This is a genomic window from Salibacterium lacus (genome assembly GCF_042684865.1).
GTDB classification, from domain to species: Bacteria; Bacillota; Bacilli; order Bacillales; family Marinococcaceae; genus Salibacterium; species Salibacterium lacus.
Map to the genome: position 1 here is coordinate 145,006 of NZ_JBHUML010000003.1, position 13,607 is coordinate 158,612.

The following is a 13,607-nucleotide window of genomic DNA, read 5'->3' on the forward strand; positions in this document are numbered from 1 at the left end:
TGTGTCAACATGAAAAGCGAGCAATCCGTGTGGTATATTATTTTAATTGCCTGCGCAGCTGGAATGGCCGGTTTTTTATATGGATTTGATACCGCTGTCATATCCGGCGCTATTACATTTCTACAGGATTTGTATGACTTAACCCCTGCCATGGAAGGTATAATCATCTCCAGTGTCATGGTAGGCGGGGTGATTGGTGTAGGTATTTCCGGCTTTTTGAGTGATCGTTTAGGCAGGAAGAAAATATTAATGGTCTCAGGTATTATTTTCGCCATTTCTGCTTTATGGTCTGCACTGGCCGGCAGTGTTCTTTCTCTTATACTTGCGAGATTTCTTGGCGGACTTGGAATCGGTTTTGCTTCTGCACTTTCTGTCACATACATCGCTGAATGTGCCCCTCCTCATATTCGGGGAAGATTGGGGTCGATGTATCAGTTATTTACCATTATCGGCATTTCCGCCACCTTTTATATTAACCTTGCTGTAGCAAACGCTGGAAGCTATCAGTGGGGACTGGAGACTGGGTGGAGATGGATGCTTGGCTATGGTGTGATACCAGGTGTTCTATTCTTTCTTATTCTTATTTTCATACCGGAAAGCCCGCGTTTCCTGGTTAAAAACGACAGGACAAGCGAGGCGCTTCAAACATTACAGCGTATCAATGGACAGGACACGGCTCAAAAGGAACTGAACTCGATACAGGCTTCGATCGACATGGAAACCAGCACCTCCATAAGAGAACTGTTAAAGCCGGGGCTTCGTAAGGCGATGCTTCTGGGTATCTTTTTGGCTCTGTTTAATCAAGTGATTGGGATGAATGCGGTCACATACTACGGTCCTACTATTTTCAACATGATGGGATTTGAAAATAATACTGAATTTCTCGCTACCAGTTTAATAGGAACCGTTCAGGTTATCTTCACCGTCGTCGCAATCTTTTTGATTGATAAAGCCGGACGGAAAAAGTTGATGGCTGTCGGCTCCAGCCTTATGGCGATTTTCATGGTTCTCATCGGCATTGTGTTCTACTTCGAAATTCAGGGAATCTGGGGGCTCCTTTCTATTATGGGATTCACGGCTGCCTTCTGTATTTCCATGGGGCCCATTCCTTGGATTATGATTCCGGAAATATTCCCGAACTATCTACGTGCTAAAGCAGTAGGTATCTCCACTATGTTTTTATGGGGAGCAAACTTCAGTATCGGGCAGTTCACTCCAATGCTTATTAACAACGTAGGCGGAGCCTTTACATTCTGGATGTTTGCTGTTATCTGTGCCATCTGTTATATCTTCGTCATGACCATCGTTCCGGAAACGAAAAACAAATCGCTCGAAGAAATCGAAACCATCTGGAAACCGGAAAAGCGTTATATCAGTTATTAATTTAAATAACAAAGGAGCTTTACATTAAAAAGCTATGGTTGTTCCAGGCCGGAGCGGCTCCGTGGACACTAAGGTTCCTGCTCCGGCAGTTAGTGTCCATTGATTTCCCCAGGCACCCACTAATTCCTGATTCCAGCAGCGTAGTGTCCACGAGACGGTAATCCGTGGACGCTACGTCTTTATTTTGCAGTGGCAGTATCCACGTCCGCAGAAACAGAAACCTCAAGCACCGCCGCCCCGCTAATACACTATCCGGCTGCGCGCTGCAGGCGGACGCAGCATCATTTAACGCCGCCTGACCTCCCCGTCATGTCTAAGCTGCATTCTCTTTCATAAAAGAGGGGGTGTACCTTTTGGCACGCCCCCTCTTTTATGTCTGTTTATTTTCTTCCGCTCCAGTAGAATTCGTTCTGACGGATTTCTTTTTGGATCTCTCTCGGTTTAGATGTTTCATCAATAACAATGCACTCGATACCGTTTATCTCCGCCCAGTCCTGCAGGTCTTCACTCGTCAGTTCGTAGGAAAGACAGGTGTGATGGGCGCCTCCGGCGAGGATCCACGATTCGGCTGCATCCTGCAGATTCGGTTTTGGTTCCCAGAGCACCCGGGCTACCGGTAAGTGCGGCATGTCTTCGTTGATTTCTTCTGCTTCCACTTCATTTAGAACAAGGCGGAACCGGTCGCCAAGGTCAATGATGCATGCATTGACCGCACGCCCGGCACGGCTGTCAAAGACAAGGCGGGAAGGATCTTCCCTGTCCCCCATCGAAAGCGGATAAACCTGAATCTCTGCTTTGCTTCCCGGATCCTGGATGGTCGGGCAGACTTCCAGCATATGAGACCCTAAAATCCGTTCTCTTCCTTCTTCCAAATGATACGTGTAGTCTTCCATGAAGGTGGTTTCCTTTCCTTCTGCCATTACCTTCATGGCACGGACGAGCGCAGCTGTTTTCCAGTCGCCTTCCCCGCCGAACCCGTATCCTTTCTCCATTAAGCGCTGTACGGCAAGCCCCGGAAGCTGTTTCATCCCGTGCAGGTCTTCAAAATTCGTCGTAAACGCCGTATAGCCGCCGTCATCAAGAAACGTTTCGATACCGGCTTCAATACGGGCCTGTTCCCTTACTGCCTCCCACTTCTCCTGATTATTCAGGATGTCTTCCGGTATATGGTACCGCTCTTTGTACTCGGTCAGGACATCGTCTACTTGTTCTTCTTTCACGTGATCTATATAATCGACTAAGTCTCCTATACCGTGAGCCTGCACGATCCATCCAAACACAGATTCGGCTTCGACCTTATCTCCCTCTGTTACAGCAACGTTGCGCATGTTGTCTCCAAAACGTGCCACTTTGATGCTGCGTCCTTCCGAAGCTGTGACCGCTGCTTTGGCCCAGCGCCCGATCCGCTTTTGCACGTGAGGCTGCTGCCAGTGGCCGGCGATAACCTTCCGCGGGATATCCAGACGTGCGGTCATGAAGCCGAATTCGCGGTCGCCGTGGGCGGACTGGTGCAAGTTCATGAAATCCATATCAATCTCATTCCACGGAATCTCGGCATTATACTGCGTATGAAGATGCAGGAGCGGCTTCTGCAGCGCTTTCAAACCTGCGATCCAGATCTTTGCCGGGGAAAACGTATGCATCCACGTGATGATACCGGCGCAGCTGTCATCACTGTTTGCCTGGCGCATAAGTGCCAGAATTTCATCGGAGGTGGTGACCACCTGTTTGAAGCGGATTGGTGTTGTGATTGCTTCCTCTTTTTTCAGACCCTCGACGATATCTTCCGAATCAGCCTTTACTGCTTCAAGGGTCTCCGGACCGTATAAATGCTGACTTCCTGTGACAAACCAGATTTCATAAGTTTTAGGTTTGATCATTCATTCATCCCTCCTCTATTGTTTTTTATTTCTGTTTATGAAGCCGGATCATATTCCATGACATTTTCGGCAGTATGCCCTGAAGATGCCCGTCTTCCATAAAGGATTTTCCGTTATGATGCGGTTTGACCTGTTCTTCACCTACTGTGTTCACGGCCTTTGGATCGTCATGTTCGAGCACCACATGTTCTGTTACCCCGAATCCTTCAAACGAGCGGATATCACAATCCACTTTCAACGTGTTTTCCAAATGGCGGTTTGTAGCAAAGACAACCAGCTCTTCTTTTTCTTCGTTATAGACAACAGATGTATCCAGATACGGAACATCGGTGAAGTCTTTACTGTCGTATTTCGGAGAGTGGACAACCGGATTCAGGGCAATGCCGCGGCCGTAAACCGATGTGTAATAATAAGGGTAGAAAATTGTCTGTTTCCATACCTGTCCCGCATTATCCGTCATGATTGGAGCAATGACGTTCACAAGCTGCGCCATGCAGGCCATCTTTACCCGGTCGGAATGTTTAAGCAGGGTATGCAGCAGACTTCCAACGAGCACCGCATCTTCAAATGTATACACATCTTCGAGCAGCGGTGGAGCTATCTGCCATGGCTCATTCTGCTGATCCGTCTGGGTGGAGTGGAACCAGACATTCCACTCATCAAAACTGAGATTTATTGTCTTTCTGCTCCGTTTTTTCGCCTTGATATAATCGCAGGTGGAAACGACAGTACTGATGAAACGGTCCATTTCAAGGGATTGTGCAAGGAAATTGGCCGTGTCGTTTTCATAATTTGTATAATATTGATGCAGGGAGACATAATCTGCGTATTCATACGTATGTTCAAGGGTTGTTGCTTCCCATTGCGGGAACGTCGGCATGTCGGAACTGGAACTGCCGCAGCTTACCAGTTCTATCTCCGGGTCAACCAGTTTCATGGCTTTCGCTGTTTCATAGGCAAGGCGGCCGTATTCTTCCGCTGTTTTCCCGCCAAGCTGCCATGGACCGTCCATTTCATTGCCGAGGCACCATGTCTTAATGTTGTGGGGCTCTTCGTAGCCATGTTTGCGGCGCAGGTCGCTGTAATACGTTCCTCCCGGGTAATTGGTGTACTCCAGGAGATTTCTTGCAGCATCAATTCCGCGTGTCCCGAGGTTCACCGCCATCATCACATCCGTACCGGCCTTCCCTGCCCAGTCCATAAATTCATTGGTACCGACCTGGTTGTTTTCAATGGAACGCCAGGCCAGTTCGAGGCGGTTTGGACGTTCGTCTTTGGGCCCGACCCCGTCTTCCCAATTATAAGCCGAAACCATATTGCCGCCGGGATAGCGTACAATGGGAACCTGCAGTTCTTTCACCAATTCCAGTACATCCTTTCGGAAACCGCTGTCATCAGATTCCGGATGGCCTGGTTCATAAATACCGCCGTACACTGCTCGCCCTAAATGTTCAATGAAGGAACCATAAATTCTCGGGTCAATTTCCGATACTTTAAAATCCTTATCTACAACCATTTTTGCATTGGTCAGCTGCTGTGCCATGTTACCGCCTCTTTCTACCAATATTTTTTAAAACCGCCGGAATACCAGGCAGCTATTACTTATACGCACAAGCTGTTGTTAATAATAAGGCCAGCCTTCTTCATCCCATTGAAGGTCGCTGATTAACAGTTTCGGATCGCCATCATCTTCCGTATCGTAAGCGTGCCGGGCTATGATGCGGTTTTGATAAACAAACTGCCCGCCGGGACCGGCCCACTTTTCATTACCGCTGTCGATAAGCGTTCCGCCTCCCTCCATCATAGGGATGCCGGTTCTATCAACATAGGGGCCGGTAATAGAATCCGACCGTCCAACGACAATCTTGTAGGTGCTGTCTGCTCCTTGGCAGCAGTAATCAATAGAGGCAAAAAGATAATAAGAACCGTCCCTGTACGTGATCATTGGATTTTCAATAGATCTGTCATTTACTTCACGCTGGGCGATGGAATGCACTTCCCCTTCCGGCTTCATCGTGTTTTCATTCAACCGTGTTAGCTTGAGACCGCTCCAGTAGGAACCATATGCAAGCCAGGGATCTCCATTTTCGTCTACTGTCATATTAGGATCAATCGCGTTGAAGTTATCACCTTCCGACGAATGAACCACCACTCCTTCATCTGTCCAGTTCCCATTTTGAATGGAATCCGAGGAAACAAGACCGATTGCGGAATCATTTGAGCCGAAACTCGACACGGAGTAATAGAGCCAGTACTTACCATTATATCTGCTGATATCAGGAGCCCAGATATCATTGTAATCCTGTTCCGGCGCGTAATTGTCCCACCAGTCCAGCGGCTCATCAAAGACCGGATCCTGCAGGTTCCAATTCATTCCGTTCCCGGAGGCAGTCAACTGCAGCCCCTCGCCGGTGTAGAAGGTGTACCAGGTTCCATTCTCCCTGATCAATGTCGGATCATGTGCAATCGTATCTTCTTCCACATTCCAGTGAGAAGCATCGGCATCCATTTGATATGCACCCAAACCAATAATCAGCGCGCCAAGTGACAGGACTGTACCTTTTACCCTTTTATTTTTCATAAAGGCACCTCTTTCTTCAGATTTATCCCGAATATTCCACCTGTTCTGTTTCTGAAATACCAACGTCTATTTTCTTCAGAGACCACAACATCAGTTTCATGACAGTGTAACTGACAAGACTGCCTGAAAAGAATAGAAAACCCGCAGGCAGGACAACACTGAAATATACCATACCGCTGAGAATAACCAGGATGGCCAATGTCATCGGAAGTCGGGCCAGACCTATAATAAATGCATTTTTGAACAAGGTTTTAATACCGGCTTCGTAATGCACGAATAGTGGGAAAATGTTTACACAGACGAGAAGAAACAAAAAAACAATAAAATAAAACGCCGCCGTTACAATTATGGAAAATTCAGCGTTCCACTGGAGAAGAATTTCAAAGTTAAAATAAAGCAGTCCTGCCGCCGCTGTGAGAATCCACCCGATAAGATTGGCTTTCCAGAAATCCTGCTTCACCTGGCGGAAGTACGTTTTTATTGTGGGAAATTCCGTTCCTTCCATCAGCCATTTTCTTGTAACAGCAAGCATGGCAGAGGTTGCCGGAAACAGCCCCGCAGCCACCAGTCCTGCCAGACTGGTGAGAAGCCAGAGCATATTCAAAAGAGCCAGACGTGACAGCCATTGGAAAGCCCCATCCAGACTTGTGACCGTTTTCTCAAGCATGCATTTTCCCCTCTTTCATGACGTATTATCCTTTCACTCCACCGACGGTAAGGCCGGATATGAAGAATTTCTGAAAGAACAAAAATAGAATGATAATCGGAATAATCGTCAGCACCGAACCGGAAAACAGCAATTCGTAGTTATTTCCGTAAGGTGTCATTAAGGTAGACAGACCGATTGGCAGCGTAAACATGTCACTTGAACGAAGAACGAGAAGCGGCCACAAAAAGTTGTTCCAGCTGGTCAGTCCCTGCAGGATAGCCATCGCTGCAAAAGACGGTCCCATTAGCGGTGCCATGATACGAAAGAATATTCCGTATTCCGTGCACCCGTCTATCCTTGCCGATTCCATTAATTCTTTCGGCAGTCCCAGACAATACTGCCTGAAAAAGAAGACAGCGATAGGAGCCACAATCAATGGCAGCATAACGGCAAAGTAGGAATTAATAAGATTGAGATCAATCATCAGCTGATACAACGGCAGCATTAAAATCTCAAATGGTATCATCAGTATGAAAAGAACGAGCACAAACAATACATTTCTTCCTTTAAACTGATACATCGCAAGCGCATAACCTACCATGGACGAAAAGAACAGGGACAAAACAATCAACATCCCACTGATCAAAAGACTGTTGAGGTACCAGCGCCAATACTGCTGCCCGCTTTCTGAGAAAATGGAGAAATAGTTGCTGAATGTTAATTCAGCTGGATCGAATAAAAGAGACAATCCTTCCCTCATCAATCCCGACGCCGGACGCAGCGATGCAACGACCAGAGAGATAATAGGAAACAAGGCGGTTAGCGTAATAACAGCAAATACAAATGTAACGGCAATGGATATCCATTTTTTCTTTTTCGTAGTCATCTTCTGCTTCAATCCTCCTTAAAGGCTCCGACAAATTTAAGCTGGATGATACTGACAATAAAGATGATAATCATCAGTACGACCCCGATCGCGGCACCAAATCCCATATCATTCTGGGATATTCCTTCCTGGTATATGTACCCGACCACAGTCAATCCAATATTACCGGGAGAATTGTTCTGCCAGAAAACGAAACTTTCTTCAAACATCCGGAAACCATTAATGATTGTAATCGTGGATACAAAAATGATGACCGGCTTTAAGGATGGCAGTGTAACGGAGAAAAATTTCTGAAAAGCATTGGCTCCGTCGATATCCGCCGCTTCATAAAGTTCTTCGGATACATTCTGCAGTCCGGCGAGAAAATAAAGAATATTGACGCCGATCCACCGCCATGCAGCAAGCATGACCATCAAAAACATTCCGGAAACAGAACCGTATCTCCATTCCACCGGTGATATCCCAAAAAATCCAATAATCTCGTTAATAACAGCGGTTTCAGACTCTCCGAACATCATCCGGAAAATAACACCGGCCACGATAACGGAAGTTAGTGCAGGTACAAACAAAGAGGCACGGAAGAAGTTTCGGAATTTTAATAATTTACTATTTAAAAAGACAGCTAAAATAACAGGCAGAGCAACGAGTATCAATACAGTGAACACCACGTAGATGCTCGTATTAAGCAAAGCCCGGTAAAACTCCGGGTTAAGCAGCCGTTCATAGTTCCGCAGGCCGATAAACTCTACCTGTCCCGGCAGCACCTGCTGGAAGCTCATAATGATTGCCTGAATCATGGGGTACAAAAACAACAGTAAAAACGACACAATAAAAGGAGTCACAAAAACGTATGGAGCTGCTTTTCGTGAAGTAAGAAACCTGGACAGTCTCGACGATTGTTTCGTTTTTACTTTATTTACTGAAGTGGAAGTTGATGGCTCCAAGTCAGTACCTCCTTTCAACGTTTATGAAATGGAGAGGGAGGCAGAGCACCCTCCCCCTTTTTTCAAAGACAGGTATTTATTACTCGCTCATTCCGCTCCGCACGGATTCTGCGGCCTGTTCGAGTGCCTCCTGCGGCGTACTGCTCTGCTGACGGACAGCACTATTCAGCACATTGGTGTTAATCTCGTTTGTTACATCGGACGTTTCAGATGTAATGTTCAATCCTTCCACTTCGTCGTTCAATTCAAGCAGCATGTCAAAAATATCGTCGTGGAAGTATTCATAATACTTGTTACTTTCACCCATTGCTTCACTATCCCAAACGGAATACATCGGAGGATCAAAACCAAGCTCTGTCCAGAGATCAATGTTACCTTCTTCGGTCAACTTCGCTTCTGCCAGAAACTCTTTAGCCAGTTCAGGGTTTTCTGTCTGGTTTGTTACCACTGTGCCGGTACCACCCATTCCGGAAGTGCGGTTCCCGTCTTCTTCCCATCTTGGGAGCGGACGAATCTGCATTTTTCCTTCAAGGTCTTCCATATAGTCAATAAACCGGCCCATGTACCACATCGGCATCATCACTGAAGCAGCACCGCCGTCATTCATGTAACCGTAGTACTGTTCTTCATGGTGGTCACCGCCTGGAGCAACTTCTGCAATTTCATGTTCATGGACCATGTCACTCATAAACTGAAGGGATTCCACGTTGGTTTCATTATCAAGTATGACTTCTCCATCTTCATTGAAATAGTCGGATTCCTGCTGAGCGATGAGCGGCCAGAACGTAAACTGGTCTGTCGTTTCCACCGTAGTCATCATCGCATCCGTGTTTTCGGTCACCTGTTTGCCTGCTTCAACATAGTCATCCCACGTCTCAATGGAATCAATATCGACGCCTGCTTCATCCATGATTTCCTCATTGTAATACATCACTGTGGCACCTACGTGATATGGCAGACCATAATAATTATCGTCTTTGGAATATAGATCAAGTCTTCCTTCCACCATGTCTTCAAGAACAGGTTCAACCTGGTCGTTCATGGATTCGAACTGAACGTCCCCTTCCAAAAAGCTTCCAAAATGACTAACTTCAATATCGGCAATATCCGGCGCCCCTTCCCCGGACTGCAGCGCAAGTCTTAAGTTGTTGTTCATCTGTTCAAGCGGAAACACTTCGGCCGTCAACTGAATCTGACGGTCGGGGTTATCCTCGTTCCAACGCTCTACGGCCGGCTCATAGACACCGATATGCTGTTCATTGAATGTCCAGAATGTCAGTTCTGTAGCTTCTTCACTGTCCGATCCAATAACGGCCGTGTCTTCAGCTTCGCTTCCACCGGCTCCTTCACTTCCATCACTTCCCCCGCTTCCCCCGCAGGCGGAAAGAAATAGTCCCGGAATCAGCAGCAAACTTAATGATTTTTTCAATATTGTTCCCCTCCCTGATTTTGATTTCATAAGCGCTCCCTGTTCATACAACGAGGGAGCAATGAAATATTTTCATTAACTTGTACGTATAAGCTAGTTACTATTGAACCATATATCATCATTTTTTGCAATCGCTTTCTTTAAATTTTTTTAAAATTCGCCCATGAGTATGAATAATAGCAAAGCAGTACATCATGTTTTTAGGAGATAAAGTTGTACGTTCAAGTGTAGTATAGTAAAATGAAGAAAGTCTTGCAGTGAGGTGTACTATGACTCCTAAATACAAAAACGTAAAACAGTTTATTAAATCAAAGGTCCTCGACGGATCGTACCAGCCCCATCAGAAAATACACTCCGAGTATGAGCTGGTGAACTACTTTGACGTCAGCCGCCATACCATCCGCCAGGCGATCGGCGAACTCGTGAGCGAAGGCTGGTTGTACAGGGAACACGGAGTCGGAACATTCTGCGCCGACCGCTCCCGGTTTCTACAGCAGCCGGCCAGAAAAAGTATCGCCATCATCACGACATACATGTCCGATTATATTTTCCCCCATATTATACGCGGGGCGGAAAGTTATTTAAGTGATGCCTCTTACAATGTTATTTTATTTAATACAAATAACGACCTGGAAAAAGAAAAATCTGCACTTGAGAATATTTTAAGCCAGCGTGTAGAAGGTATTATTGTAGAACCGACCCGCAGTGCCTTTACCAACCCGAACATTAATTATTATTTGAATCTCGAAAACCAACAGATTCCTTTCGTTATGATTAACGCCTTTTATGAAGAACTGGAGCCGTTCCACCTTGTCATGAACGATGAAAAAGGCGGCTATATGCAGACAAGCCACCTGCTCGACCTCGGTCATGAAAAGATTGCCGGAATTTTCAAAAATGACGACATTCAGGGGACGCGCCGGATGAAAGGTTTTCTGAAAGCACACCGGGAAGCAGGAACGCCTGTTGATCCAAACCAGATTATCACATATTCCACAGCGGAAAAGTTCTGGAAGCCAATGGAAAAAATCAAGCAGCTGGTGAAAGAGGAATCACAGCGCCCCACCGCTATTGTCTGCTACAACGATGAGCTTGTTATTCAGGTGCTGGATGTTATTCGAGAGGAAAAACTCTCTGTTCCAAACGACATTTCCATTATCGGCTTTGACGATTCCTCCCTGACCGAAACAACGGAAATCAAATTTGCCTCCATCAAACATCCCAAAACAAAAATGGGAGAAGATGCTGCCGCCTTAATTGTCGACAGAATAGAGGGAACGTCCGAAGACAAGGCAGAATCTATTGTCTATGAACCGGAACTCGTGCTTCGCAACTCCACAGCAGCTCCTTCCACCGGGGCCGGCTCCATTGCGACATAAATCCATAAAAAACGGGGCTTTGGGAAAACGACCCAAAGCCCCGTTTTTTACGGAAAGATATACAGCCGCCGCCCCGGCTCCGCCCGGTCATTAACCGGAACAAGGAATTAGTGTCCAACAGTCAGCAGCGTACGGACACTACAGCACTGAAACCAGATAGTAGTGGACGCCGGTGGAAACCCTCAGCCACAACTTATCCCCGCACGAAGATACTTTTTATGTCTTCTGCTTCGTGAAAGGATACGCCGGGACACCCCGCCCGGACATATGCAGCAGTTTCAGTCCGGTATGGCGGTGTTCCCGTAAATGATGAGCCTGTTCAAGACTTTCCTGCACCAGTTCATGATGAATGCCCAGTTCTTCAGGAAACGCCGGGCCGCCCACTTTTCTGAGAAGTTCTCTTATTTCCCTGGAAGACGGCATATGATCGATCCAGTGTTTGATAGTTTCAGCATGCTCTTCCAGTCTTCTTTTATACACCGGTTCTTCCACCGGCAGCTCTTCCGGGTTGGTAAAATAACCTTTGTACAAATCAGAAATCACAGACGTGGCAACGCCGACTTTGGCACCGTGCAGCTTCTGCTTTCTTCCCTCTTTCAAAAAAATCAGTTCCCAGTAATGAGAGAGATGATGCTCAGCCCCTGAAGCCGGCCGGGAATGATCCAGGGTCATCATGACCAGTCCCGAAAGCAGCAGACTCTCCATTAAAATTCTGAGTCCCTCTTCATCCCGCTGTGCAATACGTTCCGCCTCATTCCTGCATGTTGACCACGCACTCTCCATCGCACGGCTCGCCCACTCATTATAGGTTTCTTCTGCAATGAGCCGGGAAATCTCCCAGTCAAACACAGATGTCGACTTCGCCGCCATGTCACCAAATCCTGCCGCCGCCATTTCCTGCGGGGCCTCACGAAGTACGTTCACATCAGCAAACACCGCCAGGGGAGCTGCCGCCTGAACGGTCTGCTTCACTCCACCGAGGATAAGAGGAGCTCCTTTGGACGTAAATCCATCTACAGAGGCAGCGGTCGGAACCGAAATAAATGGAATCCTCATTTTAGCGCTTACAAACCTGGTGATGTCATGAATGGTCCCGGAACCCACCGCCAGCAGGCAATCTGTGTGTTCTGGAATCTGAACAAACATCTGCATGATGGTTCGTTCGTCCGCTGTCACCTGTCCGTGCTCATTTTCAGGGGCAAGCAAAGCTTTGGGGTGGTGTCCCCCGGCTTGAAGCAGTTCTTCCAGTTTACCTCCGGCAGCCTGTTTTGTATTGGTATCCTCTATCATGACAACATGCCGGAACCCTTCTTCATGTATAAAGCCGGAAACATGCTGCAGACTGTCTGTTTCCACTTCCATATGCCGAACAGGAAGGGGCTGCCCTTCATAACAATGGTCAGAAAGCTCTTTTAATTCTTTTTTCAGCATAGTCTGGATCTCCTTCCCTGGGGTAAACTCAGTCCGATTGGGCCAATGCTGTTTCATATGCTGTTGCATCTTCGTTACTGAATAACACAAAGCGGATCATTTGAATGGACGTCAAATAAGGGGCCTGACCGGTCACTTCGTCCATGGCCGCTGCCGCCGCTTCTGCCACAGGATATCCGAAAGCGCCGGTGGAAATGGAAGGAAAAGCAATGCTCTGAATGTGATGCTCTTCCGCCTTGTGGAGTGCGTTTTGGTAACAGGCACGGAGCAGCTCTTCTTCGGGCCTGTCCCTGCCATATACCGGACCGAGGCAATGAATGACATAATCATTCGGCAGGTTGAATGCTTCCGTTGTTACGGCCTCTCCCGGCTGAATAGGAGCCATTGGCGCTCCTGCTTCCGCCAGTTCAGGACCTGCCGCGCGGTGCAGCGCGCCGGCAACTCCCCCGCCCATCATCAATTCCGCATTCGCTGCATTAACAACCGCCTCCATATCCTTCTGGCGGGCAATGTCTCCCTGCAAACATTCCACCGCAATTCCATTACGTTGTACGTGCATGTTTACTCCTCCTCTTGATCGAGTTTCGCCAGAATATCATGCATCTGCAGTACAGATTCCTGCAGTTTTATCAGATCCTCTTCCCGAAGATGTTCGAGCCTTTTTTCCATCCCCTCCTCCAGTTTCAAGGCGATTCGCTGCAGGCAGCGGGCGCCTTCGCCGGTCAGGCTCATATACTTCACACGCCGGTCAACAGAAGAGGGTGTACGGATCACAAATCCCGATTCCTCCAGTTTCTGTACAAGAGGAGTTAGATTGGATTTCTGGATACGTAATTTTTTTCCGATCTCCGTTGATGTTAAATCGCCGAAATCTTCCAATGTCTTTAATATAAAAAAGTCAGTCACGCTTAATTCGCTGCCCTGATTCGTTTTGGCAGGCGGAAGCAATTTTCTTTTGATCATCGGAAACAAGGTCAGAAGATCTCTTGCTACTTCCTGCTTTTCTTCCTTGTTCATGATAATCCCTTCTTCATTTGAAAATTTG

At 47.1% G+C, this 13,607-nt stretch carries 12 protein-coding genes; 2 read left to right on the plus strand and 10 right to left on the minus strand.

Annotated elements, in window-relative coordinates; all coding sequences use genetic code 11:
* Positions 1–9: 9 nt before the first annotated feature.
* Entirely contained in the window at positions 10–1,383 is a 1,374-nt protein-coding gene (locus ACFSUB_RS11295) for a sugar porter family MFS transporter (protein WP_380713361.1), read from the plus strand.
* A 380-nt stretch (positions 1,384–1,763) separates the two neighbouring features.
* Here ACFSUB_RS11295 and araA read toward each other — a convergent pair whose 3' ends face one another.
* From araA to ACFSUB_RS11330, 7 genes are all read right to left on the minus strand, one after another.
* Positions 1,764–3,263 carry an L-arabinose isomerase gene (gene araA, locus ACFSUB_RS11300; RefSeq protein WP_380713362.1) on the minus strand — a complete coding sequence of 500 codons (1,500 nt, stop codon included), beginning with the start codon at positions 3,261–3,263 and terminating at the stop codon, positions 1,764–1,766.
* A 25-nt stretch (positions 3,264–3,288) separates the two neighbouring features.
* Entirely contained in the window at positions 3,289–4,806 is a 1,518-nt protein-coding gene (gene arfA / locus ACFSUB_RS11305; RefSeq protein ID WP_380713363.1) for an arabinosylfuranosidase ArfA, read from the minus strand.
* Positions 4,807–4,884: 78 nt separating this feature from the next.
* The gene (locus tag ACFSUB_RS11310; RefSeq protein ID WP_380713364.1) at positions 4,885–5,844 is read right to left on the minus strand and encodes a glycoside hydrolase family 43 protein; all 960 of its coding nucleotides are present in this window, start codon (positions 5,842–5,844) and stop codon (positions 4,885–4,887) included.
* Between the two features lie 22 nt (positions 5,845–5,866).
* Entirely contained in the window at positions 5,867–6,511 is a 645-nt protein-coding gene (locus ACFSUB_RS11315; protein ID WP_380713365.1) for a YesL family protein, read from the minus strand.
* Positions 6,512–6,536: 25 nt separating this feature from the next.
* Positions 6,537–7,379, minus strand: a complete 843-nt coding sequence (locus ACFSUB_RS11320) for a carbohydrate ABC transporter permease (RefSeq protein ID WP_380713366.1) — start codon at positions 7,377–7,379, stop codon at positions 6,537–6,539.
* Between the two features lie 8 nt (positions 7,380–7,387).
* A complete protein-coding gene (locus ACFSUB_RS11325) occupies positions 7,388–8,323 on the minus strand; it encodes a carbohydrate ABC transporter permease (protein WP_380713367.1) in 936 nt (311 codons plus the stop codon).
* A gap of 79 nt (positions 8,324–8,402) precedes the next feature.
* Positions 8,403–9,752, minus strand: coding sequence for an ABC transporter substrate-binding protein (locus tag ACFSUB_RS11330; RefSeq protein WP_380713368.1), 1,350 nt, complete (start codon positions 9,750–9,752; stop codon positions 8,403–8,405).
* 269 nt (positions 9,753–10,021) lie between these two features.
* Between ACFSUB_RS11330 and ACFSUB_RS11335 the strand changes: the two genes are divergently transcribed.
* On the plus strand, positions 10,022–11,131 hold the full coding sequence (locus ACFSUB_RS11335) for a GntR family transcriptional regulator (RefSeq protein WP_380713369.1): 1,110 nt from the start codon (positions 10,022–10,024) through the stop codon (positions 11,129–11,131).
* A 216-nt stretch (positions 11,132–11,347) separates the two neighbouring features.
* Here ACFSUB_RS11335 and ACFSUB_RS11340 read toward each other — a convergent pair whose 3' ends face one another.
* Genes ACFSUB_RS11340 through ACFSUB_RS11350 form a run of 3 tightly spaced genes read right to left on the minus strand, consistent with a single transcriptional unit; the run spans position 11,348 to position 13,579 of the window.
* Positions 11,348–12,562 (minus strand): sn-glycerol-1-phosphate dehydrogenase, encoded by a 1,215-nt coding sequence (locus ACFSUB_RS11340; protein ID WP_380713370.1) that lies wholly within the window; start codon positions 12,560–12,562, stop codon positions 11,348–11,350.
* Between the two features lie 28 nt (positions 12,563–12,590).
* Entirely contained in the window at positions 12,591–13,121 is a 531-nt protein-coding gene (locus ACFSUB_RS11345; RefSeq protein ID WP_380713371.1) for a macro domain-containing protein, read from the minus strand.
* Between the two features lie 2 nt (positions 13,122–13,123).
* Positions 13,124–13,579 carry a MarR family winged helix-turn-helix transcriptional regulator gene (locus ACFSUB_RS11350; RefSeq protein ID WP_380713372.1) on the minus strand — a complete coding sequence of 152 codons (456 nt, stop codon included), beginning with the start codon at positions 13,577–13,579 and terminating at the stop codon, positions 13,124–13,126.
* Between the last annotated feature and the right edge of the window lie 28 nt (positions 13,580–13,607).